Here is a 26,067-nt window from a genome sequence, read left to right on the forward strand (position 1 = left end):
TTTCAATCTTGTCTGTTCATCCGCGGAGCGCCCGTCGCTCAGTCATGCCGGACCGTCCGCGGAGCGGCCGTCCCGTCTTGTCTGTCCATCCGCTCCATCCACCCACAGTCGCGGCCGCTCCCCGGGCTCCGCGTCGAGGGTGACGTCGACGCCGAGCGGGGCACTCGGAGCATCGGGATCGTGGCCGAAACCCATCTCCGACACGATCGGAATCCTTGAGCCCCCGAGATAGTCGATCATCAGCGCCTCCACCTCGTGGACGGGTGCGCAGTCCTTCCATGACCCGAGCACCACCGCATCCGCCGAGTTGAACCACCCACCGCGGACCAACTGCACCATGAGGTTGTCGAGCCGGTACAGCTCCTCGTCGACGTCCTCGAGCAGCAGGATGCTCGGGCCGCGCCGCTCCCGCCGTTCCCGCACGTCGATGAGCTCGGGACTGCCCATCCCGGCGGCGATGAGGCTGAGGTTTCCCCCGCCGAGGCGGCCCTTCGCCGTCCCCGGGACGAGCGTCTGCGCCCGGCTGAGCGGACGAGTCGCAGCGGTCTCCTCCGGCAGAGAAGTGTTCACATTCGGATACTTCTCGGGCCGCCGTCCGGAAATGTCCGATTGCGACCACTGTTCGCGTGGAGAGGGAGCAGCGCCCACTTCCGCCGTCTCGTCTTCTGCGGGGAAGCCGAGTTCGCGGCCGCCCCAGGGGCGGAACAGCCAGGAGGCCACCTCGTCGGGGACCACTGCCGAGTTCTTGAACGGGTCGTTTCCGACCATCGGGCAGAACAGGGTCGCCACCCCGAGGTGGTGCTCCCATGCCTGGTGGAGTGCGGTGATGTCCGAGGAGCCGGTGAGCAGTTTGGGACGGCCGTCTCGGCGCAGCATGTGCCGGCGCATGAGGTCGAAGTCGATGCCGTCGAGCAGCCGCATCGCCCCGAACCCTCCACGCAGCGCGATGACCGCGTCCGTGTCCGGATCGCACCAGGCATCGACGAGGTCGGAGCGGCGCTCAGCGTCGGTGCCGGCCAGATACTTCACTCGAGGGTGGCGGGCGCGGACGTTGCCACCAGGCACGACGTTCAGGCCCCAGGATCCGAGCTGGGCGATCGCGCGCTGCAGCGACTCCTCATCGGTGGGGCCCGACGGCGCGATCAGCCGAACGGTGTCACCTGCGGCCAAGGGCGCGGTGCTCAGATAAGGGCTCGACGCACTCACACCGACGAACTCAACCTCGGCCGTGCGACTGGCCTCATGGGACTCACTCATTCCTCACCAAGCTCTGACTTCCCAGTCGGGGAACCGCAGCGAGCAGCTCCTGCGTGTATTCGTGCTGCGGATCGGACAGCACCCTGTCGACCTCACCGTATTCGACGATCTCCCCTCGTTTCATCACGGCCACCGTATCCGCGATGTTCCATGCCAGTCCCAGATCGTGGGTGATGATGAGTGCGCTCATCCCGAGGTTCTTCTTCAGCGCGAGGAACAGCGACAGGATCTCTCCGCGCACGGAGGCGTCCAACGATGCCACGGGCTCATCGGCGATGAGCACCTGCGGGTCCAGAGCCAGGGCTCCGGCGATGACGACGCGCTGCCGCTGTCCGCCCGAGAGCTCCTGCGGAATCGATTCGAGATAGTCTGCGGCCGGAGTGAGTTCGGCGGCGTCGAGGGCGCCGACGACGCGCTCGTACTCACGGTCCTTGATCCCCTGCACCCTCAAGCCCTCGACCACGGCCTCGTACACACTCCGCTTGGGGTTGAGCGATCCGGCCGGGTCCTGCAGAATCATCTGCACCCGCCGCCGGAACATCCGCAGCTCCTTCGCCTTCCGCGGCAGCGGCTTGCCCGCGAACGAGCGCTGCGAACCCGCCTCCACCTCCTGCAGACCGAGCAGCGACCGCGCCAGAGTCGTCTTCCCTGAGCCGGACTGGCCGACGACGGCGAGGATCTCCGCCTTCCGCAGCACCAGGTCCACCCCGCGCACCGCCCGTTCACGGCCCCGCCGGGTGTCGAAGGAGACGCTGAGATCCTTCGCCTCGAGCACCACCTCGTCGGTCATGGCGAACGGTTCGGCCCGGGCCACCTCGGCGGGTCTCTGGGTCTTCGGATTCAGCCGGGATTCGGGGTCCCCGATCTGCGGAAACGCACCGGCCAGCTGCTTCGTGTAGTCCTCCTGCGGGGACAGGCACACGTCGTCGCTGGGTCCGTATTCGACGAGGCGGCCGTGGCGCATGATCGCAAGATCCGCACAGACTGACGAGAGCACGGCGAGGTCGTGGCTGATCATCAGCAGGGAGATCCCGCGTTCGGCGACGAGGCGGGCCAGGCCGGTCAGGATCTGCTTCTGCACGATGACGTCGAGTGCCGTCGTCGGTTCGTCGGCGATGATGATATCGGGTTCGCAGGCGAGCGCCATGGCGATCATGATCCGCTGCTTCTGCCCGCCGGAGAGCTCGTGCGGATACGCACTCGACTTCTCCGCCTCGAGGTTGACCTCGGCGAGGAGTTCGAACATCCGGTCCCGGCGTTTCTGCGGAGTCGTCCACGTGCCCTTCGAGTGGTGTTCGAGGGCTTCGATGATCTGCTGCCCGACCTCGCGGACGGGGTTGAGCGAGTGCAGGGCGCCTTGGAAGACGATCGACGCCTGCGCCCACCGGACCGCGCGGATCTGGCCGAAGCTCAGCTCCCGGATGTCCTGCCCGCCGAGGAGGACCCGACCATCGAGGCGAGCCGACTTCGGCAGCAGGCGCAGAGCCGACATGATCAGCGTCGACTTCCCCGAACCGGACTCCCCTGCGATGCCCAGAGTGGCCCCGGCGGGCAGGTCGAGGCTGACCTCTTTCACGGCGACCACATCGCCGCGGTCGGAGGAGGACCGGTATGTGATCGAGACGTTCTCGAACTGAAGATCGGTCATCAGCGGCTCCTCAGGGCGGGGTTGATGATGGCCTCGAATGCGCGCCCGACCATCGTGAATGCGAGCACGACCAGCAGGATCGCGATACCCGGGGTGAGCACGTACCACCAGTAGCCCGAGGTCGCCGCCGACACGTCCATCGAGTTCTTGAGGATGGTGCCCCACGACTCCTTGGACGTATCGCCGAGGCCGAGGAACGACAGCGTCGATTCGGCGATGATCGCCCCACCGACGGTCAGGGTCGTGTTCGCGAGCACCAGCGGCATCACGGCCGGCAGCAGGTGCCGGAACAGGATATGGGAATGACCGGCACCGAGGATGCGCGCCCGTTCGATGTAGAGCCGGGATTCGACGCTCAGGGTCTGCGAGCGCACGATCCGTGCGGTCGACGCCCATGACGTCAGCCCGATCGCGACGACGATCGTGAAGACCCCGCGTTCGAGCACGGAGGAGAGCACGATCGCGAGCAGCAGGGACGGCAGGACGATGAAGAAGTCGACGATGCGCATGATGATCCCGCCGAAGAGTCCCGTGAAGTGACCGGCGGCCAGACCCATGATGGTGCCGATGACCATCGACATGACGGTCGCGGCGACGCCGACGAGGATCGACACGCGGGCTCCCCAGAGGATGCGCACCCACATCTCCCGTCCCAGGTCGTCGGTGCCGAGCGGGTGGTCGAGGCTCGGCGGTGCATAGCGGGGCACGTCGAGCTGCTTCGTGACATCGAGCATCGAGGCCGGGGCGATGAGCGGGGCGGCGATCGCGATGACGACGAAGAAGAGGAGCACGACGGCGCCGATGAGTGCGGGGACGTCGGAGCGGAAGAGCGCCCAGTTCTTCTTCGCGTTGTTCAGCCGGCGTTCGCGCACGAGCTTCGCGCCGTCGACGGCGGGGGTGTTCGCGCTCATCAGGCCCTCCTGACGCGGGGATCGAGGAATCGGTAGACGATGTCGGCGGCGAGGTTCATCACGATGATGATCGCCGAGAACACGACGAAGGTGCCCTGCAGCAGCGGCAGGTCGGGGCCGCGGATGGCTTCGAAGGTGAGTTTGCCCAGCCCCGGCCAGGAGAACACGGCTTCGACGGTGACCGCGCCGGCGATGAGTCCGCCGATGTGGAGGAAGACGACGGTGACGGTCGGCAGCAGCGCATTGGGTACGGCGTGACGGCGGCGGACCTCATCCTCGGTGAGCCCTTTCGCGCGGGCGGTCGTGAGGTAGTCCTCGCTCATCTCCTCGAGCAGGGAGGCGCGCATGATCATGAGGAACTGCGCGTAGACGACGGCGACGAGCGAGACGACCGGGAGGATGAGGTGCTTGACGACGTCGATGATCCCGGCGAACGACCACGGGTCGAGGCCCGGGGTGATCATGCCGCCTGTGGGCAGCCACTGGAGGGTGCCGCCGAAGATCATGAGCAGGATGAGTCCGAGCCAGAACGTGGGCACGGACCAGAAGATCAGCGAGGTCGAGGACGCGAGTTTGTCGAACAGCGAATTGCGCCGCCAGGCCGAGATCTGCCCGAGCCACAGGCCCAGGACGATGGCGATGACGGCCGCTGTTGCGGTGAGCAGCAGGGTCGGTCCGAGGTATTCGCCGATGAGCGCGGACACGGATTTCCGGTACACGTAGCTCTCGCCGAGATCGCCGGTGACGATGCCGACGAGGTAGTCCCAGAACTGGACGATGACGGGTTTGTCGAGTCCGTATTGGCTGCGCAGTTCGGCGATCTGCGCCGGGGACATCGGCCGTTCCTTCGCGATCTTGAGCACGGGGTCGCCGGGCAGCATGCGGAAGGCGAAGAAGCCGAGCACGATGACGAGGATCATCGAGGTCGCAGCCCCGCCGAGCTTGCGCAGGAAGTAGCGGGCGAACGATCCACCGGCCGGTGGTTCGTCCATATCGGCGGCAGTGTTCGCATGGGCGGCGCCGGCGGATCCCCTCGCCGAGGTGGGGCTCGGGTTCGTGGGGTCAGTGCCCGGTGGGGCGGGTGTGGGGCCCGTGCCCGGTCCGGGCGGATTCGTGGGGCCCGCGCCCGGATTCTCCGAGGCCGTTCCCCGGGCAGGGCGATCCCCGGAATGGGGATCGTGGGTGGGTGTGCTCACTGTGGTGCTCCAGGTGGTGGGACAGGCCCGTGGGCCCGGGTGCCGCAGGTGGTGCGGATTGTGCGGCACCCGAGCTGTGGGCGTTGGGACTATTCGCGGTCGTCGGACTTCTTGCGACGGCTGAGCAGCCACCCGCCTCCGCCGAGGACGACGATGACCGCGGCCGCGATGCCGATCCAACCGCCGGCGCCCATTCCGCCGCTCGTGGCTTCTTCGTCGCTGACGGGTTCGACCGAGGTGTAGCCCCAGTAGCCGACCTGATTGGCGATGGCGCCGCCGTCGGTGGGCTGTTTGGTGAAGTTGTCGAACCGGTCGGAGCGGTAGGCCTCGAGCTGGTTCGGGTACCACAGCGTCACCGAGGGAGCTTCCTCGTAGTGGATGGCCAGGGCCTTCTGCACGAGGTCCTGACGCTTGGCCTGATCGAGTTCGACGTGCTGGGCCTGATAGAGCTCGTCGAATTCCTTGTTGCACCAGCCGTCCTGGCTGGTGCCGCCGTTGCCTTCGGCGTCGGGGCGCTGCCCGCAGGTGTTGATGCTCAGCTGGTAGTCGGGATCGGGGTTGATCGACCAGCCGGAGAAGTACATGTCATAGTCGCCCTTGGTGGTGCGCTCGGACTCGGTGTCGGCGTCGGTCGACTCGTTCTTGAGATCGATGCCGATGTCCTTCATCCATGGCTTCAGGAACTTCGCGGTGCTCTGTTCGGTCGGAATGTCGGCGTCGGTGAGGAAGCGCAGCTGCAGCTTCTCGCCGTCCTTCTCGCGGATGCCGTCGGATCCTTCCTTCCAACCGGCATCGTCGAGGAGCTTCTTCGCACGGTCGACGTCGAATCCGCTGATGACGGAGTTGTCGGACTTGAGCGCCCAGTTCGGGTAGACGGCGGGGATGAAGCTCGTGGCCGGCTGCGCATAGTCCTGCATGACCTGTTTGCGAAGGGTCTCTGCGTCGATGCCGGCGCGGATGGCCTGGCGGACCTTCTTGTCCTTCAGCGCTTCATGGCCGGTGCCGAATTCCTTGCCCTTCGCGTCGGCGGCTCCCGGGTTGATGGAGATGCCGTTGAAGCGGCGGCCGTTGCCGTCGTTGAGTTCGACGTTGTCAGCCCCCTCAAGTGCCGTGAACTGGTCAGGGGTGAGACCGGTGATGAAGTCGACTTCGCCGGAGCGGATCGCCTGCACCTGCGCATCGGAGTTCGTGTAGTAGCGGTACTGGATCTCGTCGAGCTTGGGCTTGCCGCGCCAGAAGTTCGGGTTCGCCTTGAGGGTGATCGACTTGTTCGCTTCGTAGCTCTCGAGCTGGAAGGGCCCCGAGCCCACGGACTTCTCGTCGTTCTTGAATTCGCCGGGCTTGTCGACCTTCGACCACACGTGCTCGGGCACGACGGGGATCTCCTGGCCGGGGTTGTTCGCCTGCGGCTTCTTCAGGGTGATCCTGACGGTGCCCTCGTCGGGGGCCTCGACTTTGTCGAAGTTCTCGACGAGGCTGCCGTTGGCCACCGCCATCTCTTCCTTCTCCATCATCTGGTTGTAGGTCCAGGCGACGTCGTCGGCCGTGAGCGGTTCACCATCGGACCATTTCATGTCCGGGCGGATCGTGTATGTCCAGACCTTGCCTTCGGAGTCCGTGTTCCATTCGGTGGCGAGTCCCTCGGTGACCGAGCCGTCCTTGGCGTCGTTGGCCACGAGGTTCTCGTACATGTACCGGAAGGTGTTCGTCGGTACGAGGTAGAAGGAGGTGAACGGGTTGAAGGAGTCGATAAATCCGTCGGTGGCGATCCGCAGCACGTTCTCGGAGGCCGGGGCCTCCGAGGTGGCGGCCTGCGCCGGTGAGGTGGCCATCGATCCGGCCAGGGCCAGTGCTGCGACGCCGGCCAGGCACCGTTGCCAGCCTCTGCGCATTGAGTGTGAAGTCAACATCTTTGTCTTTCTTCTCGTGCGGTAATTCACTTGTCATCCCCTGAACCCGGCGAATCTGGGTATTCGCCCGGGTCAGGACAGATGTGCTCTTCATCACTCTACGTTCGAAGTGACGTGATTTCGGCACCACAACACACAAATCTGGTTGCAGGTCACTGTGCAGATGCCACAGGTCCCGCGAAAGTCAGCTGCCCGGCGCCATGGATTCGACTGGAGTCTTCCGGTCGTCCGGGCTCAGCGCGTGCAGTTCGGTCTCCCCCGCCTCGGCGAGGACATCGGCGATCGTCTGCCCGCGGCGGATGAGGTAGAACTCAGTGCCTGCGTCGGCCGCGGTGCGGTATCCGTAGACGGGCACACGCGGGAGCAGGTTGTAGGAGAACGGGTTCGAGAAGTAATAGGCACCGGTTTCGGGCACGGCCACGAGGTCACCCGCGTCGAGGCGCGGCAGCAGCTGATCACGAGCCAGCAGGTCACCGGAGAAGCAGGCGGGACCGGCGACATCGGTCGGGACGATCTCGGTGTCGGCCGCCTCGGCGATCTTGGGGTCTCCCTCCGGGGTGAACGGCAGGATCCGCAGCGGCCAGTCGTTCGGGGCGTAGGCGGTGCGGGTGGCGACCTGGACGCCGGCGTGGGTCATCGCGATGCGGCGGCCGCCGGTGGTCTTCGCGTATTCGACGCGGGTGAGGACGGTGCCGGACTTGGCGAGGAGCGCGCGGCCGAATTCGGTGACGATGTCGAAGTCGAACAGGCTCGGCACCTGTGTCTCGAGCACGGCGCGGTAGTCGGCGAAGGTCGGGGTGATGTCCTCGCCGTCGAAGTTCACCGACAGTCCCCCGCCGATGTCGATGCGTGTGATCTGCCGACCGGAGGCCCGAGCGTTGATCTCCTCGGCGAGGTCGACGGCGGCGCGGATTCCGACGGCGGCCTTGTCGAGACTGATGCCCTGCGAGCCGGAGTGGACGTGGATCTGTCCCAGCCAGGGGCGGTCGAGATAGGCCTCGATGAGGGCCTCTCGGGTGCCGGGGTCGGCCAGCCCGACACCGAATTTCGAGGTCTCGGTGGCGGTGCTCAGGGCGCCGATCGCGCCCGTGCCCGACTGCGGATTGATCCGGAATCCGATCCTCGCCGAGGCGGCCGTGCCGTCCCGATCGTCGAGGAGCTCGTCGAGGCGGGCGAGTTCGTCGAAGTTGTCGACGTTGATCGAAACGCCGAGGTCGACGGCCCGGCGCAGTTCGGCCCAGGTCTTGGCCGGGGAGTCGAAGACGATGCGGTCGGGCGTGAACCCGGCCGAGAGGGCGAGTTCGAGTTCGCCGGGGCTGGCGACCTCGCAGCCGGCCCCCGCCTCGGCGAAGCGGCGCAGCAGCGACGGCAGCGGGACGGCCTTGCACGCCACCGCGTGGAGCACCTCGCGATCCGATGCGAACGCCGCGGTCAGTCGGTCGAAGGCGGTATCGACCCAGTCGAGATCCATGAGCCCGAGCACGGGTGACTCATCGGTCAGCGCGGGAACGGCGCCGGACTGCGCAGCGGCATTGTCCGGCAGTGCGGGAGCATTGTCCGACAGCACGGGATCGGCAGAGCGAGCAGACGAAACGCTGTTCTCGGCGATCGTTCGGATTGCTCGGGCGCGACGGTTCGGAATCGCATGGTGATGGCTGGGCATAACGTCCTCTGTTCGAAGTCTGTTGTCACTTTAGGACGGCTGACCTCGGAGAACGGACGATTATTCGCCAATCTTCATGGGGGCTGGTTGTAGGTTTCTCACGACCGGTCGTGAACGAGGACCGAGAGTTCGAGCCAGAGCCGCTCGGCCGGTTCTGCCGTCGAGAGACCGGTGATCTCCTCGATGCGACCGAGACGGTGTCGCAGCGAGTTCGAATGCACATGAAGACGGCGGGACGCCTCGGCCGAGTTGCCGACCGTGGCGAAGTAGACGCGCAGGGTCTCGAGCAGGCTGCCGTTGTGCTGTCCGTCGTGAGCGGCCAGCGCCTGTGCCGGGCCGAGCACACCGGCGTCTGCGGGGACCCGTGCGTCCGCAGGTGCCCGACCGTCTGCGGTCACGCGTTCACCGCCCCGCGGGCGCCCAGCACCGATCGCCCGGCGGTCTGCGGCCAGCAGCACATCGGCGACCTGCAGACCGACGACCGTTGCGGCGACGTCACGGGTGGTCGCGCCGACGATCCGGCCCTGGGTGTCGAGGGGTCCGTCCGCGTCCGAACGCGTGCGTGTCTTCGCGCCTCGAGCGTCACCCGCACCTTGTTCGTCGCCAGTGTCGCTTCGCACGGCGTCGACGACATACGCGGCCTCCGTCCACGACCGGTGCACGGCATCGAGTCGATCGACCGGTGAGCCGACTCCGAAACACAGAGTCTCCGTCTTCGGCAGAGACCTCCGCAGAGCGGCGATCACATGAGCGCGCACCTGCTCGCCGCTCATCGGTTCGCTCATCTGCACCAACGCCGCGAGGTGCGTCCGCTCACCGACTCGCCCTCCGCTCGACCCGGCACCTGCCACATCGACACCTGCCGAACCGACACGTGCGGAACCGCCACCGGCCGACCCGGCACGCGCGGAACTCACATGCGCGAGCACGGCATCGGCGAAGGCGGCCCGCAGATGGAACCGCAGGACGGGTTCCCGATCGGGGGCCACCTCGGTGAAGGCGAGGACGCAGAAGTTCCCGGAGAACGGCAGGGACAACAGGGTCGCCGACGGTCCGAGGTCGGCCGAACCAGCGAGGATCGCACCGAGTGCCTCCCGGCGGATGCGCTTTTCGAACGGTGACCGGCGCAGGGTCCGCAGCATCACCGGCAGTGCCGCGCGGGCTGCGTCGCGCAGCACCTCACGCAGCGGTTCGGGGTCGACCTCGGCCGGGTAGGCCGCCCAGATCGTGCCGATGAGCTCGCCCTCGCTGCGCAGTGCGATGACCGACCGGGCCGGCGAAGTTCCCTCGGCGGGGCGTTCGACGACGTCGGTCGACCCGCGGATCGTGCCGAGGAACCCGGACTCCTCGAGCTCGGCGATCCGCCACTCGGGGATGGCCCCGGACAGGATCGTCTCGCGTCGGATCTCATCGAGCTCGTCACCGAGGTTGGCGTGGGCGAGCACGCGGGAGGCTGGGTCCTCGATCGTGATCGACGCACCCGTGGTCTCGGCGATGACGGCGGCCAGGGCGCTGAGATCGTCGACATCGGGCCAGGCCAGGGCGCTCGTTGCGCCTTCCGTGAGCTGTCGCAGATGGACGAGGATCTCCGACCACGTCACATGCGGCGACCGTTCGAGGAGGACCGGAGCCTGGTCCGCACTCCCTCGCAGGTCGATCCCCTCACCGAGGTGGCTGTGCGTTCCGGACGCGACGACCAGCGCCGCGGCTCCCGCATAGTCGGTCAGCACGGCGTCGAGCCCGGAGGGGCCGCGCATCGGTTCGGTGACGAGGACGACCGTTCCGGCCAGGGAGCCGCGGCCGACCGTCGCGGCCGGCGTTTCGGTAGGAGTCGTCGGCAGATCGAATCCGAATTCGACTCGGGTGATCGCGACGTCGTCGGCCACCTCGGTGAGCGGCAGGAGGAACCCCTCCGTGTCCCGGATCAGGCGGGACAGTCGCGGGCTCGCAGTCTCGGTCATGCTCCCACTGTAGTCAACGACCGACCTCGGTCGGGAGGACCCGTTTCGGCGGGATCGGCTATTCCGGGGAGAAGAATTTGAACTGCAGGGCGCGGACGACGAGTTGGGCGAGGTTGCGCGCGCCCAGTTTCGTGCGCAGGTTGCGCGCGTGCGATTTCACGGTGGACATGGCCACCGATTGGGCGGCGGCGATCTCTTCGTAGCCGTGGCCCTGGCAGAGCAGGGCGAGCAGGTCCATTTCGCGGGCGGTCAGCTGCGGTGCCGCGCCGGGGGCGTCGGGCAGGTGGTCGCCGCTGATGACGAGGTCCTCGGCCAGGCCTGTGAGCAGTTCGGGGCTTTCCCCCGCCGAGGCGGCCCGCACGATCGAGACGAGTTCCCTCTCCCCTGCCGTCTTGTTGAGTACGGCGAGTGCGCCGGCCTCGAGCCCGCGTGCGAGGCCCGGCCCCGGTGACACGGTCGTCAGCAGCACGACGCGGGCGTCGGGTTCGAGGTCCATGATCGCTGCCGTTGCGTCGACGCCGCTCATTCCCGGCGGCATGTTGACGTCCATGAGAACGAGGTCGGGACGCTCTCCGGCGAAGGCGGCTACGGCCTCTTCGCCGGAGTGGACGGGAGCGAGGACGCGGAAGGTACCTGCATCGCTGAGCGTCGCTGCCACTGCTCGCGTCGTCCAGGAATCGTCGTCGACGACGAGGACGGAGGTGCGCTCGGTGGACTCCGGGGTCTCGTCCTGGCCAGCCGGTGAAGGCGTCGCCTCCGGGGTCGCCTCCGGGGTCGCCTCCGGGTTCGCTTCCGGCGTTGCCTCCGGGGTCGCCGGCGGGTTCGCTTCCGGGGCCGAAGACATCAGACGTCGACCTTGTTGCGGTCACCGCTGCGGCGGTGTTCGGCCTCCGTGCCCTGGGGCTCGGAGCCGGTGCAGGAGTCGGGCGACTTCGCAGTGTCTGCGCCGTCCGTGGTCTCGTCCCGGGAGATGGTGCGACCGGTGCCGACTGTCGAAGAAGAAGCTGTCTCGGTGCTGGTGTCGAAGTCGTCATCGACGACGTCGATCATGTCACCCGCAGCGGCAGTGCCCATGGACGGTGCGGAGCCCAGCGAGTCTGCGGTTCCTGTGGAGGGAGCCGATGTTCCGGTGGAGGGAGCCGTTGCGGAAGATGAGATGAATCGGATCGGCAGGGCCACCTCGACGACGGTGGTCTTCCGGTCCTCCGCGCTGACCCGGCAGACGCCGCCCACGGCCGTGGCACGGCGGGACAGCGACCGCGGGGCCTCGGTCAGTTCGGTCGGGGATTCGTTCGTGCTGCGGCAGATCAGTTCGGCCCGGTCGCCGCTCTCACCTCGCATTTCGACCGCGAGGGTGGCCGGAGTGCCCGGGGCGGAGTGGCGGATGACGTTCGTGGCGAGTTCGAGCATGACGGCCCGGAAATGGTGCGACAGCGTGCCGGTCGCATAGGTCGGCAGGACGGAGAGTTCGGTGTTCAGCGGAACGGAACCGGCCGAGCACCCGTCTTCGATCGCGGTCGTCAGCTGCTCCGCCTCGGCGCGGAATCGGATCCGGGAGGCGGCGGAGTTGCCGGTGCAGCTCTCGGTCTCCCACTTGCTCAGGCTCGTCACCAGCTGCCGGAGCCGCTTGGTGGCTTCGGCGTTGACCAGCGCCAGCTCGGCCAGGAGGCGGTCGGCGGTCTCGGCATCGCCTTGCTTCGCCAGAGTGCGGATGATCGCGGATTCGGTGGTCAGGGAGTGCGAGATGGTGTCGTGCATATCGCTGGTGAACCGGGCACGCATCGCGTCGAGTGACTTCTGGTGGTCGACGGCGGCACGTTCGCGACGGTCGATCTCACTGCGGATCCGAGCTTCGACGAAGGACGCGCACAGACCGAGGATCGAGTAGGTCAGCCAGCCGTAGCCGAGGTCGGTCAGCCCTTCGAAACCGGCGTCATAGGATCCGAGCCTTGTCGATGCGCCGAGGTAGACGGCCAGTCCGATGGTGCCCAGCGCAAAGCCGATCCAGCGGCGGCGGCTGATCAGGACGGCGGTGGCGAGGATGAGCGCCTCGGGGAACATGTTCTCCAGATCCGGGTAGAGCATGGAGAACACGATGCCCAGTCCGGTCGTCGCGACGACGATGCTCAGCGGCAGGAAGCTGGCTAAGACGATGAGCCCGTAGGCGAGGATGAGCAGTGCCGAGTAGCGGGGTTCGGTGATCTCGAAGGACCCGGGCACCAGGATCGTCAGACCCATGATGAGAGCCAGCAGGCGGATCGGCAGATCGATGAAGCGCGGTCCCCTGAGGCAGTTCCACACTCGGGCCGGGACGCTCGCGGACGAGCCGGTCGATCCGTCGATTTCTGAAGTCATGGCCCCTATTGTGCTACAACTGCATCCCCCGAACTACCTGACGGCGGCCCAGCAACCTCGCGCGAGGTTGCTGGGCCGCCGTCAGGTAGTAATTGGGGTGGGGTTAGGCCAGGAGTTCGGCGAGGGCGGCCTCGATGACGTCGAAGGCGTCGTTCAGGAGCTCGTCGGAGATCGTCAGCGGCGGCAGGAAGCGCAGGATGTTGCTGAAGGTTCCCGTGGTGAGCACGAGGACACCGTTCTTCGCGCAGTGGTCCGCGATCTTCTTCACCAGGTCCGCGTTCGGCTCGATCGAATCGTGCTCGACGAACTCGGCGGCGATCATGGCGCCGCGGCCGCGGATGTCGCCGACCTCGGGGTACTTCGACTGCAGCTTCGTGAGACGGTCGACGATGATCTCACCGATGGCAAGTGCACGCTCGGGCAGTCCGTCCTCCTCATAGGCGGCGATGGCGCCGAGTGATGCGGCACAGGCGGCGGGGTTGCCTCCGTAGGTTCCGCCGAGGCGGCCCGGTCCGACCGAATCCATGATGTCCGCGCGACCGGTCACGGCCGACAGCGGCAGACCGCCGGCGATGCCTTTGGCCGTGGTGATGAGGTCGGGCACGATGCCCTCCCACTCGGAGGCGAACATCTTGCCGGTGCGGGCAAATCCGGCCTGCACTTCGTCGGCGACGAAGACGATGCCCTTTTCCCGGGCGTAGTCGACGAGCGTGGGCAGGAAGCCCTCGGCCGGGACGATGAAGCCGCCCTCACCCTGGATGGGCTCGATGACGATCGCGGCGACGTATTCGGAGCCGATCTGCTTCTCGATCATCGTGATGACGCGCTTGGCTGCGTCCTCACCGCTGATCTTCGTGGCGGCCGCATCGTTGTCGCGGTACGGGTAGGACATGGGTGCGCGGTAGACCTCACCGGCGAAGGGACCGAAACCGGCCTTGTAGGGGGCGGCCTTCGCGGTCATCGCCATGGTCAGGTTCGTCCGACCGTGGTAGGCGTGGTCGAAGACGACGACAGCGTCGCGGCCGGTGTGGGCGCGTGCGATCTTCACGGCGTTCTCGACGGCCTCGGCACCGGAGTTGAGCAGCACGGTGCGCTTCTCGTGGTCACCGGGGGTGAGGCGGTTGAGGGCTTCGGCGACCTCGACGTAGCTCTCGTAGGGGTTGACCATGAAGCAGGTGTGGGTGAAGGCCTCGAGCTGGGCCTTCGCGGCCTCGACCACGCGGGGGTTCGAGTTGCCGGCGGTGGTCACGGCGATGCCCGATCCGAGGTCGATGAGCTGGTTGCCGTCGGCGTCCTTGAGGATGCCGCCGCCGGCCGCCACCACATAGGCGGGCAGGCTCGAACCGACACCGGTCGCCACGGCTGACTTGCGACGTTCCTCGATCTCACGCGACTTCGGTCCCGGAATCTCGGTGACGATCTTACGTTCCTGCGGCAGAGCTTCGCCGCCAATTTCCAAAGCTGTCATAAGGGGAAGAATAGGGGTATTCGACGCTTTTTGTCACTTACCGTCCGAGGGCTGAGCAGAATCGCCTTCCGCGGAGAGACAAACCCACGGATTCGGCGCAGAGAGAGTACGGAATCCGTTGCCGTGCACCGGCAGCCGAATCCTCTCTTCGGACTGCGGGGACCGGCAGCGGAATCAGCGCCCGGCCCGGCTCGACGACCGCCCGGATCAGCGGTTCTGGCTGCGGGCGTCGACGTCCCTGTTCCGTTCCGGAAGCACGCGCTCGTGTTCGCGCATGGGCACGACGATCGTCTCCTGAGCGCCGACGACGCGTTCCCCGTCGCCGATTTCGAAGCTCAGCTGCGCCTCGGGGGACAGGTTCCGTTTGACCACGGCCAGACCGATCGGTCCGAGCTCCCAGTGCACGGTCACCGAGGTCAGGGTGCCCACTGGGCGTTCGGACCCGCGGACTTCGGCGAGCACCTCGGTGCCGGGATCCGGGGCGATATGCCCCGACCCGTCGAGATGGACGAAGGTCAATCGACGAGGCGGCTGACCGAGATTGTGAACGCGTGCCACCGCTTCCTGACCGCGGTAGCAGCCCTTGGCCAGGTGCACGGCCGTGCGCAGCAGGTCGAGTTCCCCGACGAGTGCCTTGTGGTCGATCTCGTTCCGACCCGGTCGCCAGGCGGCGATCCGCAGGGCCTCCCAGGCGTCGAAGCCGGCCATGTCGAAGTTCTTCGCAGACAGCCCCTGCAGGTCCGAGCGTTTGACGATGCCGATGACGAACGGAGTCTCGAGGCCGGGATGGTCGGTGCCGGCGACTTCCCGGCCGATGTCGATCTGCGCATAGGAGGCCGAACCGCTTCCGATGTGCGGCCACGGATCGGACCAGGTCCGGGCGACAGGCAGCGCCTCCGGCAGAGAGGTGACGGCGCCGAAGCACTGATAGTCGTCGCTGAGATCCTCGATCTCGACGCGCATCATGAAGACCATCTTGCGCAGGAAGTCCAGGGTCCCATCCGTGCTGAGATCGCTGATCGCCCACAGCGCCTCACCGTCGTCGACGAGCCTGAGCCAGCCCTCGATGCGACCGTTCGGGTCGAGCACGAGGGTTTCGGTGGACACACCGGGGGCCAGAGTGTCGATCTTCTGCGTGGTGATCGAGTTCAGCCAGGTGAGGCGGTCAGGTCCGCTCAGACGCAGCACGCGGAGATGGGCGAGGTCGACGAGACCGTCCTTCTCCTCGAGCACGCGCTGCTCACGCAGGGAGGCCCCGTAGTGGATGGGAGTCTCGGCGAGTTCGCCGGCCCCGAGCACCGCGGTGGAGCTCAATCCGCGAGCAAGGGACGAGCGCCGAGCCGCCGCGGTGGGGGCGTCGGTGTTCTCCGGCGACGGCGAATCGGAGACATCAGAATTCGGCGACACGGGATCAGTCATCTCAGGACAGCTTCTTCAATCTGGCAGAGGAGTGGGAGGCGAGTTCGTGGCCCATGGCTGCCATATCCCAGGCCCACATGAGTTCGCCGCCGACCAGGCCGTACATCCGCGTCGAGGCGGTGTACTCCTTCGCTGTCTTCGTCCGAGCCACCACGTCGGTGGCCAAATCGATGCGCGGGCCCCTGACGGTGCCGGCGTAGAGTTCCATGACTCCGTGGGGGTGAACGATCTCGGCTTCGATCTCGAAGGCGTCGTCGTTCGTGCGCAGGGTCTCGACCGCGGCGGCCGAGGTGAAGCTCTGCGGTTCGGTGGGCACCATCATGCCCGGGCCGACGTCTCCGGCGTCGTGCTGGCGCACGAGCTGCCAGATGCCGGTCTCCAGAGTCAGGGTCGATTCGAGTTCACCGGATTCGTCGAGCAGCCACGCATGCGCGTTGTACTGGAGGAACGGTGTGCCCTCATGGGCGACGAAGTCGATGCGCTGTCCGAACTGCTTCTCAGGAGTGTCCGCATAGCCGACGACGCCGACGCCCTCCCATGACCCGATCAGCCAGGACAGGGGGACGAGCTCCGGATGAACCGAGGCATCAAGTTCGATCATGGGAGATCAGCGGTTGTCTTTGAACAGCGCTGTGACGACCTTGATCCCGACGCCCAGGGCACCGAGAGCGGCGAGGCCGACGAGGCTGGAGAAGACGATTTCGAGAGCAACGAGATTTTCCATGCTCCCAGTCTACAGTTCCCGGCACAGCGATGTGCATTCAGCCCACGGACGCGACCCTGGCCGCGAACTCAGGGAACGGCCCTCGGAAGCGGCCCTCGCGATGCAGCTCAGGAGGCGACGCGCTCAAGAGCGTAGACGACGACCCCGCCGAGGGCGATCGGAGCGGCACCGAGGGCGAGCTGAACGGCGAAGCTGCGGGCCTTCTCGACGTTCTTCTTCACCTCGATGTTCTGTGAGGCCTCGAGGTTGGCCGCCTGGAACTTCGCATAGGCGACGAGCCCGAGCATCCGGTCGACCGCGGCCACGAGCAGACCCATGACGACACCGAGGACGAGCGCGGCGGTCAGTGAGATCGCCGCGGAGAACACGAGCACCGACAGGATCCCCGCCACGGCTGTGGACATGGCGATGGCCAACGGCGAGGTGTAGATCGCCGGCCACGGCAGCGCGGTCATGCACTGCGCCACGATGAGCGAGGCCAGACCGATGACGATGGCCTCCTTGTCCCCGGGAACCGTGATCGCCGCGACCCAGGTGCTCGCGGACAGAACGATGACGAGACCCGAGACCTGCGCGGACACGTTCGCCACCGCATAGGAGGCACCGATTCCGCGGGTGAGGTTCTGCACGAACGTCCACAGCAGACCCAGGCCCGCCAGGACGGGCAGCCAGTCGAGGTAGGGAGCCGTTGAGTCCTGCCAGGCGGCGTAGAGTCCGCCGACTCCGAAGAGGGCGAGCATGATCGAGGTCGCCCGCGGCTGCGGGGAGTCCGTCAGGCGCGGCCACCCATAGGCGACGCCTAGGACGATGAGCCCGGTCGCGAACAGGAACAGCGTATAGCCCCAGTACACGGAGGCGCTGAGGGCCAACACCAGCACCAGGGCGACGGCTACTCGAATCCATCTGATCACAGCACTATCGTGCCTCATCCGGCGACACCCGCGGTAACCCCGCGTCGGTGACGTCCCTGTCTCCGGCCGACTCTCGCTATAATCTGGCTCAGACGACGGGCGCCGAGGAGGTGGATGCAGCACATGCGGATTCTGCACATCTGCCCCGCAGCCAGACTCGAGGCTCCCATCGCTCCCGAATCCCTGCAGTACCTCGGCCACCGGATCGACCGCTGCGATCCCGACGAGCTGCCCGACCACGCGTCCGAGTCCGCCGAGATCGATGTCGTCATCGCCGATGCCTGCCTCGACCTGTCCCTGGCCCCGCGCATCGCCGAACTCCTCACCGAGGCGCGGATCACCGCACCCGTCATCGTCGTCCTCGGCGAGGGCGGACTGGCGACGGCCTCGGCGAGATGGAACGTGGCCGATCTCATCCTCACCACGGCCGGCCCCGCCGAGGTGGAAGCACGGCTGCGCGTGGCCCGTGACCGTCACGCCGCATCCTCGTCCGCCTCCTCCGGCGGCGGATTCCCCGGCGCGGCGCACGCAGGCACCGGCCGCCTCGGCGCGGCGAGCGGTGCCGGCGGATGGGGGCCGGTCCGCACCGGGCGCGGGCCTATCGGCACGGCCCGCGGAAGCGGGCTCGGACCGTCGAGCCACCTCGGCGAGGGCGGCCCGTGGAATGCCGACGGCGAGCCGATGATCGTCGTCACCGGAGCCCTGCGCATCGACGAGACCGCGTTCACCGCCGAGCTCGGCGGACGCAGCCTCGACCTGACCTACCGAGAATTCGCCCTGCTGAAGTTCTTCGCCATGCACCCCGAACGGGTCTTCACCCGCGACGAGATCCTGCTCACCGTGTGGGGCGACGACTACTTCGGCGGCACCCGCACGGTTGACGTGCATGTTCGCCGCCTCCGTGCGAAACTCGGCAAAGACCTTGAGAACGCCATCCACACCGTACGCAACGTCGGCTACCGTTTCAGCGCCGACAGCGTCACAGACACAGACTCAGAGGACGTGACGGCATGAGAATCCAGGCCAGCGGAGCAATCACCTCCACCCCGATCGACACCCTCACCGAGGATGAGCTGACGTTCCTCGATGACGTGGCGGCAGCCGACGGCGCCCCCGAGATCTCCGGTGGGCTCATGGCCATCGCCACCGGTGAGGACACCGCCCACGAGGCGCAGACCGCCGCGAGCGTGTGGCGCATCTGCTCGGACGTCGCCGCAGAGGGCTCCTCCGCCGACGCCGCCGCAGACGGCACCTCCGACGCCGGAGCCCCCTCGAATGTCGGAGCCTCGTCCGGCGAACTCATCGGGTTCGGGATCCGTGCTCTGCAGGGTGATCGTCACGCCGCCGAATTCCTCATCGCCCCCGACCAACGCGGCCGAGGGCTCGGCGAGCAGCTGCTGACGACGATCCTGGACGAAGAGCCCGAGGCCTGGTGCTGGTCCCACGGGGACCATCCGGCCGCTGCGCACCTCGCACAGAAGCACGGGCTCGGCCGTGACCGCGTGCTCTACCAGATGCGCACCGACACCGGACTGAGCCTCGACGGTCTCCCCGCGGCCCAGAGCCCCGAGGGAGTCGAGATCCGCTCCTTCGCGCCCGGCGACGAGGACGGCTGGCTGGCCGTGAACAACGCCGCTTTCGACTGGCATCCCGAACAGGGCGGCCAGACCCGCGCCGACATCGACGCCGTCGTCACCGCCGCGGACTTCGACCCGGACACCTTCATCATCGCCGTCCGGGATGGTGAGATCATCGGGTTCCACCAGACGAAGATCACGGACACGGATGCCGAGGGCCGCCTCGGCGAGGTCTATGTCGTCGGCGTCGATCCGCGCATCCACGCCAAGGGCGTGGGCAAGGCGCTGACGATCGAGGGGATGCGGCGGATGGTGGCCGCCGGAGCCGAGACGATCGAACTCTACGTCGAATCGGACAACGCCCCGGCGCTAGGCTTGTACGAGCGACTGGGATTCCACGTCGCGGTCGCGCACGTGGCCTATGCACCGGCCTCCGCCGAGGCCCCCGGCACTGATTCTGCGAGCACGGCGTCGAACGAGTAAGGAGTAGAGCGTTGTACGACATCGCAGCGTCCGGGAAAGAACTGGGTCTGCCCGACCCGGCCGATCGCTTCCTCGATCGCGAACTCAGCTGGCTCGCCTTCAACGAACGCGTCCTCGACCTCGCCTCGGATCCGGAGATCCCGCTGCTCGAACGCGTCCGGTTCCTCTCGATCTTCGCGACCAACCTCGATGAGTTCTTCATGGTTCGCGTCGCCGGCCTCAAACGCCGCATCAACACCGGCCTGGCCGTGCCCAGCGTCACCGGCCGCATGCCCGCGCAGGTCATGCACGATATCGGGGTGCGCGCATTCGAGCTGATGAGCCGGCACGCCGCGCTGCTCAAGGAAGATATCGGCCCCCGCCTCGACTCGGAATCGATCACGAAGGTCCAGGTCGAGGATCTCACCGAGGATGAGCAGCATCGCGTCGACGAATTCTTCTTCGGCCACGTCTATCCCGTCCTCACCCCGCTGGCCGTCGATCCGGCGCACCCGTTCCCCTACATCTCGGGCCTCTCGCTCAACCTCGGCGTGCTCCTGCGGTCGCCGGATTCGGGCAAGGAGTTCTTCGCCCGCGTCAAGGTTCCCCCGCGTCTGCCCCGGTTCTTCAACGTCGCCGAGGCGACCGACCGACCCGCCGGACGCGACGTCCCGGCCCGCTTCGTCGCCCTCGAGGACATCATCGCCGAACACCTGGGCACGCTGTTCGAAGGCATGGAGATCGTCCACCATTCGACTTTCCGCGTCACCCGCAACGAGGACCTCGAGGTCGAAGAGGACGATGCGGAGAACCTGCTCAAGGCTCTGGAGAAGGAGCTCCTGCGACGCCGGTTCGGTCCGGCCGTGCGCATGGAGATCACGGAGAACATCCACCCCCGCGTGCTCGAGATGCTCAAGGACGAACTGGGCATCCACGACTCCGAGATCTACCATCTGCCCAGCCCGCTGGACCTGTCGGGCATGTCCGATATCGCCGATGTGCCGCGCGATGATCTGCACTACCCGAAGATGGTCCCGCACATGAACAAGGACCTGTCGCTGCGGGAGTCCAGCGACCAGGTCGATGTCTTCGACGCGGTGGCCGGCCGGGACATCCTGCTGCATCACCCCTATGATTCGTTCTCCACGAGTGTGCAGGCCTTCCTCGAGCAGGCCGCGTCGGACAAGAACGTGCTGGCGATCAAGCAGACGCTCTACCGCACCTCCGGCGACTCGCCGATCATCGACGCCCTCGTCGATGCCGCACAGGCCGGCATCCAGGTGCTCGCCGTCGTCGAGATCAAGGCCCGGTTCGACGAGGAGGCCAACATCACGTGGGCCCGCAAGCTGGAGCGCGCCGGCGTCCACGTCGTCTACGGAATCGTCGGACTCAAGACGCATGCGAAGCTCTCCCTCGTCGTCCGTCAGGAGGCCGAGGGGCTGGTCCGGTACTGCCACGTCGGCACCGGCAACTACCATCCGAAGACAGCCCGCGGCTATGAGGACTTCGGGCTGCTGACACGCGACCGGGCCGTCGCCGATGATCTGACGAAGCTGTTCAACCAGCTCTCCGGCTACGCGCCCCGGTCCGAATACTCACGATTCCTCGTCGCTCCGAGCACTGTCCGCTCCGGGCTCACCGACCTCATCGACTCCGAGATCGCGATCGCGAAGGCCGGCGGTCAGGGCCAGGTGCGGATCAAGGTCAACTCGATCGTCGACGAGGCCATCATCGATGCCCTCTACCGGGCGTCTCAGGCCGGAGTCGCCGTCGAGGTGTTCGTCCGCGGGATCTGTGCCCTGCGCCCCGGAATCGAAGGGCTGAGCGAGAACATCACCGTCCGCTCCGTGCTCGGACGCTTCCTCGAACACTCCCGCGCATTCGTCTTCGGCAACAACGGCGACCCGATCGTCTACATCGGTTCGGCCGATATGATGCACCGCAACCTCGACCGTCGGGTCGAGACACTCGTGCAGATCGTCGACGACGGCCACCGGGCAGAGATCATCGAACTCTTCGATCTCGCCTTCGCCCCCACCACCTCGGCGTTCGATCTCGCCGGTGACGGCAAGTGGACCCGACGGACCCACGATGACGAGGGCGGCCTCCTCGCCGACTATCAGACGGAGCTCATCCGTCGGCACCGGAAGCGTCGGCGGATCGGGGATGAGGCGTGAGTCGCTCCGAGGTCTCCTCGGCCCAGGCGTCATCGCGCGTGACGGCCGACGTCCTCGCCGCCGGGGCCGTGTGCTGGAGGCGCGGGCCGGAGGGACTCGAGGTGGTGCTCATCCACCGCCCGAAGTACAACGACTGGTCGTGGCCCAAAGGCAAGGTCGACCCGGGCGAGACTCTTCCGGAGACCGCGGTCCGCGAGGTCAAGGAGGAGACGGGGTTCGACATCCACCTCGGCATCCCCCTGCCGTCTGCCGAATACACGGTCGGCAAGAACACGCTGAAGAAGGTCTTCTACTGGTCGGCCGAGGTCAAGGATGAGTCCGCCTTCGCCCCGATGAACAGACGGGAGGTCGACACTGCCGAATGGTTCCCGGTCGACAGAGCCCGGTCGAAGCTGACCTCGTTCGCCGATCGGGAGCAGCTCGATGCGCTGGAGAAGTTCGCGGAGACGGATGCGCTGCGGGCGTGGCCGCTCATCCTCGTCCGCCACGGGAAGGCGTTCCCGCGCTCGAAGTGGTACGAGACCGAGCATGTGCGGCCGCTGCTCAAGCTCGGCACCCGGCAGGCCATGGCACTGACCGGGCTGCTGGGAGCCTGGGGTGTGCCGAAGCTCGTCTCGAGTCCGTGGAAGCGGTGCATGGCGACGCTGACGCCGCTGTCTGCGGCGACGGGCAAGCCGATCAAGAAGGTGTCGACGCTCAGCGAGAAGGCGACCGCGGCGAACCCGGACAAGACCGCCCGCTACATCGAGAAGCTGCTGGCGAAAGGCAGACCCGTCATCTACTGCACGCACCGGCCGGTGCTGCCGACCATCTTCGCCGTCTACGCCGCTCATGCCCCGAAACGGGTGGTGGCGCAGCTGCCGAAGGACGACCCGTACCTCAAGCCCGGTGAGGTCCTCATCGCCTATGTGCGGCCCGGACCGGTGCCGCGCATCGTCGAGATCGAACGCGTCCGCCCCATCGACAGCTAGCCGGGAGGCTCACATCGCGAACGAACCGATCGGCCCGTGATGGTGGTCCGCCTCGGCGAGGGCCGGGTTCAGCCGACGGTGGTCCGCCTTGGCGAGGGCCGGGTTCAGGCGACGGTGCAGTAGGCGCCGTACATGACCGGTCCGAGGAGCGTGGCGTCTTCGGCGTCCAACTCGTCGGTGAGCCGCTGCGTGAGTGAGTCGATTCCGAGCTCGTCGCCGTTCACGATCCCCTGCCCTTCGAGGTAGGGCAGCAGTGCGGCCAGGGCGTTGACCCAGCCGAAGCTCGGTGCCTCCGCCCCGCCTCCCACCGGGGCGCTCACGGTCAGGTGCGGGTCGGGCAGCCCGGCTGCGCGGAAGCCCGCGAAGAGGTCGCGTCCCATCCTGCTGTGGATCCCGAGAGAGTCGAAGGCCTGCAGCACCAGTTCCCTCACGCGCTCCAGCAGCGGCGTGTCCGCACTCGCCCAGTCGTGAGAGAGGTCGAGTTCGTGCATGACCAGCAGACCTCCGGGGTGCAGATGCCGTGCGAGACGCTCGAGCACCTCGACGGGGCTGCGCAGGTGCATGAGCACTGCCCTGCCGACGATCGCGTCGAACTGTCGGTCGAGGTCGAGGGAGCCGAGATCCGCCTCGGCGAACTCGATCTCCGGCCGATGCCCCAGTCGGCTCCGGGCCCCGTCGAGGGCGGTGCGGTCACGGTCGACGGCGAGCACGTGTCCGTCCGGGCCGACGAGATCGGCGGCGATGACAGCGACGTCTCCGGCGCCGGTGCCGATGTCGAGGACGCTCATGCCCGCAGCGATTCCCGCTTCGCTGTGCAGCTGTCTGGTCAGTGGGTCGAACACGACCGATTGGTCGCGCAGCCGTGAATGTTCGCCCGCGGATTCTCCGAGGACATAGCGGTTCTGTTCGGTCATGGAAGCGACCGTAGAGATCGGGGTCGGTCGGGGGCAAGGAATCGACGAACCTCAGCGAGCGTGCACGCGTACCGGGCGGGCCGCCTCGGCGAGGGAATGCCGGTCCCGACAACGATCCTTTCACGAAACCGGGGCCGTCTGTGATCAAGCACTCAAAGCGGTTCCAACCCTTCGCCGCTCGTTCACTTCCCATTCACGTTCCAACTCCTTGCACTTCACGCGTGATCCTTAGCGTTGATGACGAGCAATCGAGAACTCTCGAGCTGTGTCCACAACATGAAAGGCATCTTCGTGAAGATGAAGCATCTCGCCCCCTCCGCCGCGATCCTCGCGGTCGGCGCCATCACCCTCTCGGCCTGCGGCGGAACCTCCGCCACCGGCGAAGAGGCCTCCGGCGGCAACAGCGACCTGCAGGGCACCCTGACCGGCATCGGCGCCTCTTCGCAGAAGGCCGCCATGGATGCCTGGACAGCGGACTTCACCTCGCAGAACTCCGGCGTGACCGTCAACTACTCCCCTGACGGATCGGGCGCCGGCCGTGAACAGTTCCTCGCCGGCAACGCGCAGTTCGCCGGATCCGATGCCCACCTCGACGACGACGAGGTCAAGGCCGGAGAGGAAGCCTGCGGCGCCGACGGAGCCTACGAGTTCCCCGTCTACATCTCCCCCATCGCCGTGACCTTCAACGTCGAGGGCGTTGACGAGCTCAACCTCTCCCCCGCCACGATCGCGAAGATCTTCAAGGGCGACATCACGAACTGGAACGACGAGGCCATCAAGGCCGACAACCCGGACGCCGACCTGCCGGACCTCAAGATCACCGCCGTTCACCGTGCCGACGATTCGGGCACGACGGAGAACTTCGCCGAGTACCTCAAGGCCACCGCCGAGAAGGACTGGGACGCCGAGGTCGACGGCAACTTCCCGAAGGAGTACGGCGGCGAGGCTGCGCAGGGCACCGACGGTGTCATCCAGACCGTCTCGGACACCGACGGAGCCATCGGCTACGCGGATGCTTCGGCGGTCGGCGAGCTGTCCACCGCGAAGGTCAAGGTCGGCGAGGAGTTCGTCGAGCTCTCCCCCGAGGCGGCCTCGAAGGTCGTCGACGCCTCGGAGAAGGTCGAAGGCCGCAGCGAAGGCGACCTCGCCTTCGACCTGGCTCGCGACACCTCCGAGTCGGGTGCCTACCCGATCGTGCTCGTGTCGTACCACCTCGTCTGCTCGTCCTACAAGGACCAGGAGACCGTGGACATGGTCAAGGCGTGGGAGAAGTTCGTGGTCTCGGAGGAGGGACAGCAGTCCGCCGCCGATTCCGCCGGGTCCGCCCCGCTGTCGGACGACCTGCGCACGCAGATCGAAGAAGTCATCGACTCGATCAAGGTCGCAGGCTGATTTCGGCCTCTGACCTGGAGACATAGCCAGTCGGGAGCGGCGCAGAAGCCCTGCGCCGCTTTTCCGCGCCTGTGGCACCACCCCAGTTCCACCACAAGTCACATGAGGAGCACTTGTGCCGACCAGCACACAGACAACTGAGCCGGGCCCCACAGGGCCGGGCTCCACGCCCGAGTCCGGGCAGAAGCCGCAGAGCAGCAGTCCCGCGCCTCGGCAGCAGAAGGCCGTCGTCCGGCCCGGCGACCGCGTCTTCTCCGCGGCCACGCTCATCGCCGGCATCTTGATCCTGGTGATCCTCGCCGGGGTCGCCCTGTTCCTTCTCGCACAGTCGAAGGACACCATCGCCGCGCAGATCAGCGACCCCTCCCAGATCACCGGCGGCAAGGGCTTCCTCTCCTATGTCTGGCCGCTGGTCATCGGCACGCTCATCTCTGCGGCCCTCGCGCTGATCGTCGCCACCCCCTTCTCACTGGGCATCGCACTGTTCACCACGCATATGGCCCCGCGCAGGCTCGCCCCGGTGCTCGGCTACGTCATCGATCTCCTCGCGGCCATCCCCTCGGTCGTCTACGGCCTGTGGGGCATCGCGCTGGCCGGCAACCTCACCGGCTTCTACCTCTGGCTGTCGAAGTGGTTCGGTTGGATTCCGATCTTCGCTCCGGCCGAAGACGGATCCGTGTCGCAGACGGGACGCACGCTGCTCACCGCCTCACTCGTGCTCTCGATCATGATTCTGCCGATCATCACCTCTCTGACCCGGGAGATCTTCCTCCAGACCCCGCGCCTGCAGGAAGAGGCTGCCCTGGCCCTCGGCGCCACCCGCTGGGAGATGATCCGCATGGCTGTGCTGCCCTTCGGCAAGTCCGGAATCGTCTCGGCCACCATGCTCGGACTCGGCCGCGCCCTCGGTGAGACCATGGCTGTGGCCATGATCCTCTCGCCCGGCGTCCTCACCGCCTCGCTCGTCGTCAGCGGCAATCAGACCATCGCATCCGAGATCGCGCAGAACTTCCCCGAGGCCGCGGGTCTGCGCCTGTCCGAGCTCATCACGGTCGGCCTCGTGCTCTTCGTCATCACCCTGCTGGTGAACATGGGAGCCCGCGCCATTGTCGCCCGCACCTCGGTGAAGGGAAGTTGAGAACGATGACCAC

The 26,067-nt window shown here is 66.9% G+C and carries 20 protein-coding genes; 6 read left to right on the top strand and 14 right to left on the bottom strand.

What is annotated here, in order from left to right:
• Nucleotides 1-42 precede the first annotated feature (42 nt).
• From FHG09_RS06615 to FHG09_RS06675, 13 genes are all read right to left on the bottom strand, one after another.
• Nucleotides 43-1,257 carry a S66 peptidase family protein gene (locus FHG09_RS06615; RefSeq protein WP_152346874.1) on the bottom strand — a complete coding sequence of 405 codons (1,215 nt, stop codon included), beginning with the start codon at nt 1,255-1,257 and terminating at the stop codon, nt 43-45.
• Complete coding sequence (locus tag FHG09_RS06620; protein WP_152346875.1) at nt 1,250-2,905, bottom strand: ATP-binding cassette domain-containing protein; 1,656 nt, start codon at nt 2,903-2,905, stop codon at nt 1,250-1,252. Before FHG09_RS06620 ends, FHG09_RS06615 begins: the two co-directional genes overlap by 8 nt.
• Nucleotides 2,905-3,816 (bottom strand): ABC transporter permease, encoded by a 912-nt coding sequence (locus tag FHG09_RS06625; protein WP_227492594.1) that lies wholly within the window; start codon nt 3,814-3,816, stop codon nt 2,905-2,907. Before FHG09_RS06625 ends, FHG09_RS06620 begins: the two co-directional genes overlap by 1 nt.
• A complete protein-coding gene (locus FHG09_RS06630) occupies nt 3,816-5,012 on the bottom strand; it encodes an ABC transporter permease (RefSeq protein ID WP_227492595.1) in 1,197 nt (398 codons plus the stop codon). The genes FHG09_RS06625 and FHG09_RS06630 overlap by 1 nt, the downstream gene beginning before the upstream one ends.
• Before the next feature lie 89 nt (nt 5,013-5,101).
• The gene (locus FHG09_RS06635; protein WP_152346876.1) at nt 5,102-6,922 is read right to left on the bottom strand and encodes an ABC transporter substrate-binding protein; all 1,821 of its coding nucleotides are present in this window, start codon (nt 6,920-6,922) and stop codon (nt 5,102-5,104) included.
• Nucleotides 6,923-7,106: 184 nt separating this feature from the next.
• Entirely contained in the window at nt 7,107-8,585 is a 1,479-nt protein-coding gene (locus tag FHG09_RS06640) for a diaminopimelate decarboxylase (protein ID WP_152346877.1), read from the bottom strand.
• A gap of 98 nt (nt 8,586-8,683) precedes the next feature.
• On the bottom strand, nt 8,684-10,546 hold the full coding sequence (locus FHG09_RS06645) for a PucR family transcriptional regulator (protein WP_152346878.1): 1,863 nt from the start codon (nt 10,544-10,546) through the stop codon (nt 8,684-8,686).
• 58 nt (nt 10,547-10,604) lie between these two features.
• Nucleotides 10,605-11,390: a response regulator transcription factor gene (locus FHG09_RS06650; protein ID WP_152346879.1), complete on the bottom strand. Its 786-nt coding sequence runs from the start codon at nt 11,388-11,390 to the stop codon at nt 10,605-10,607.
• Nucleotides 11,390-12,901 carry a hypothetical protein gene (locus tag FHG09_RS06655; protein ID WP_152346880.1) on the bottom strand — a complete coding sequence of 504 codons (1,512 nt, stop codon included), beginning with the start codon at nt 12,899-12,901 and terminating at the stop codon, nt 11,390-11,392. Before FHG09_RS06655 ends, FHG09_RS06650 begins: the two co-directional genes overlap by 1 nt.
• A gap of 103 nt (nt 12,902-13,004) precedes the next feature.
• Complete coding sequence (gene gabT, locus FHG09_RS06660) at nt 13,005-14,369, bottom strand: 4-aminobutyrate--2-oxoglutarate transaminase (protein WP_193627300.1); 1,365 nt, start codon at nt 14,367-14,369, stop codon at nt 13,005-13,007.
• Between the two features lie 207 nt (nt 14,370-14,576).
• A complete protein-coding gene (locus FHG09_RS06665) occupies nt 14,577-15,788 on the bottom strand; it encodes a YgfZ/GcvT domain-containing protein (protein WP_152346881.1) in 1,212 nt (403 codons plus the stop codon).
• Nucleotide 15,789: 1 nt separating this feature from the next.
• Nucleotides 15,790-16,389: an FABP family protein gene (locus tag FHG09_RS06670; RefSeq protein WP_152346882.1), complete on the bottom strand. Its 600-nt coding sequence runs from the start codon at nt 16,387-16,389 to the stop codon at nt 15,790-15,792.
• 230 nt (nt 16,390-16,619) lie between these two features.
• Nucleotides 16,620-17,423 carry an ammonia permease gene (locus tag FHG09_RS06675; RefSeq protein ID WP_227492596.1) on the bottom strand — a complete coding sequence of 268 codons (804 nt, stop codon included), beginning with the start codon at nt 17,421-17,423 and terminating at the stop codon, nt 16,620-16,622.
• 114 nt (nt 17,424-17,537) lie between these two features.
• On the opposite strand from FHG09_RS06675, the gene FHG09_RS20240 reads away from it, so the two are divergent.
• From FHG09_RS20240 to FHG09_RS06695, 4 genes are read left to right on the top strand one after another with little or no spacing between them, the layout of a single operon-like run.
• The gene (locus FHG09_RS20240) at nt 17,538-18,437 is read left to right on the top strand and encodes a winged helix-turn-helix domain-containing protein (protein ID WP_413773143.1); all 900 of its coding nucleotides are present in this window, start codon (nt 17,538-17,540) and stop codon (nt 18,435-18,437) included.
• Complete coding sequence (gene mshD / locus FHG09_RS06685; protein ID WP_152346884.1) at nt 18,434-19,483, top strand: mycothiol synthase; 1,050 nt, start codon at nt 18,434-18,436, stop codon at nt 19,481-19,483. Before FHG09_RS20240 ends, mshD begins: the two co-directional genes overlap by 4 nt.
• A gap of 11 nt (nt 19,484-19,494) precedes the next feature.
• Nucleotides 19,495-21,639 carry an RNA degradosome polyphosphate kinase gene (locus FHG09_RS06690; RefSeq protein ID WP_152346885.1) on the top strand — a complete coding sequence of 715 codons (2,145 nt, stop codon included), beginning with the start codon at nt 19,495-19,497 and terminating at the stop codon, nt 21,637-21,639.
• Nucleotides 21,636-22,610 (top strand): NUDIX hydrolase, encoded by a 975-nt coding sequence (locus tag FHG09_RS06695; RefSeq protein WP_152346886.1) that lies wholly within the window; start codon nt 21,636-21,638, stop codon nt 22,608-22,610. Before FHG09_RS06690 ends, FHG09_RS06695 begins: the two co-directional genes overlap by 4 nt.
• A 104-nt stretch (nt 22,611-22,714) precedes the next feature.
• On the opposite strand, the gene FHG09_RS06700 is transcribed toward FHG09_RS06695, so the two are convergent.
• Nucleotides 22,715-23,524, bottom strand: coding sequence for a methyltransferase domain-containing protein (locus tag FHG09_RS06700; protein WP_152346887.1), 810 nt, complete (start codon nt 23,522-23,524; stop codon nt 22,715-22,717).
• 291 nt (nt 23,525-23,815) lie between these two features.
• Between FHG09_RS06700 and pstS the strand changes: the two genes are divergently transcribed.
• Nucleotides 23,816-24,916, top strand: a complete 1,101-nt coding sequence (pstS, locus tag FHG09_RS06705; protein WP_152346888.1) for a phosphate ABC transporter substrate-binding protein PstS — start codon at nt 23,816-23,818, stop codon at nt 24,914-24,916.
• A gap of 115 nt (nt 24,917-25,031) precedes the next feature.
• Nucleotides 25,032-26,054, top strand: coding sequence for a phosphate ABC transporter permease subunit PstC (gene pstC / locus FHG09_RS06710; RefSeq protein WP_152346889.1), 1,023 nt, complete (start codon nt 25,032-25,034; stop codon nt 26,052-26,054).
• Nucleotides 26,055-26,067: the final 13 nt, after the last annotated feature.

This window comes from Brevibacterium sp. CFH 10365 (genome assembly GCF_009299785.1).
GTDB lineage: Bacteria > Actinomycetota > Actinomycetes > Actinomycetales > Brevibacteriaceae > Brevibacterium > Brevibacterium limosum.

Bases quoted from the DNA above. Each gene is read 5' to 3' on its own strand.
- FHG09_RS06615 (WP_152346874.1), bottom strand. From the start codon at position 1,257: ATGAGTGAGTCCCATGAGGCCAGTCGCACGGCCGAGGTTGAGTTCGTC.
- FHG09_RS06620 (WP_152346875.1), bottom strand. From the start codon at position 2,905: ATGACCGATCTTCAGTTCGAGAACGTCTCGATCACATACCGGTCCTCC.
- FHG09_RS06625 (WP_227492594.1), bottom strand. From the start codon at position 3,816: ATGAGCGCGAACACCCCCGCCGTCGACGGCGCGAAGCTCGTGCGCGAA.
- FHG09_RS06635 (WP_152346876.1), bottom strand. From the start codon at position 6,922: ATGTTGACTTCACACTCAATGCGCAGAGGCTGGCAACGGTGCCTGGCC.
- FHG09_RS06640 (WP_152346877.1), bottom strand. From the start codon at position 8,585: ATGCCCAGCCATCACCATGCGATTCCGAACCGTCGCGCCCGAGCAATC.
- FHG09_RS06645 (WP_152346878.1), bottom strand. From the start codon at position 10,546: ATGACCGAGACTGCGAGCCCGCGACTGTCCCGCCTGATCCGGGACACG.
- FHG09_RS06650 (WP_152346879.1), bottom strand. From the start codon at position 11,390: ATGTCTTCGGCCCCGGAAGCGAACCCGCCGGCGACCCCGGAGGCAACG.
- FHG09_RS06655 (WP_152346880.1), bottom strand. From the start codon at position 12,901: ATGACTTCAGAAATCGACGGATCGACCGGCTCGTCCGCGAGCGTCCCG.
- gabT (WP_193627300.1), bottom strand. From the start codon at position 14,369: ATGACAGCTTTGGAAATTGGCGGCGAAGCTCTGCCGCAGGAACGTAAG.
- FHG09_RS06665 (WP_152346881.1), bottom strand. From the start codon at position 15,788: ATGACTGATCCCGTGTCGCCGAATTCTGATGTCTCCGATTCGCCGTCG.
- FHG09_RS06670 (WP_152346882.1), bottom strand. From the start codon at position 16,389: ATGATCGAACTTGATGCCTCGGTTCATCCGGAGCTCGTCCCCCTGTCC.
- FHG09_RS20240 (WP_413773143.1), top strand. From the start codon at position 17,538: ATGCAGCACATGCGGATTCTGCACATCTGCCCCGCAGCCAGACTCGAG.
- mshD (WP_152346884.1), top strand. From the start codon at position 18,434: ATGAGAATCCAGGCCAGCGGAGCAATCACCTCCACCCCGATCGACACC.
- FHG09_RS06700 (WP_152346887.1), bottom strand. From the start codon at position 23,524: ATGACCGAACAGAACCGCTATGTCCTCGGAGAATCCGCGGGCGAACAT.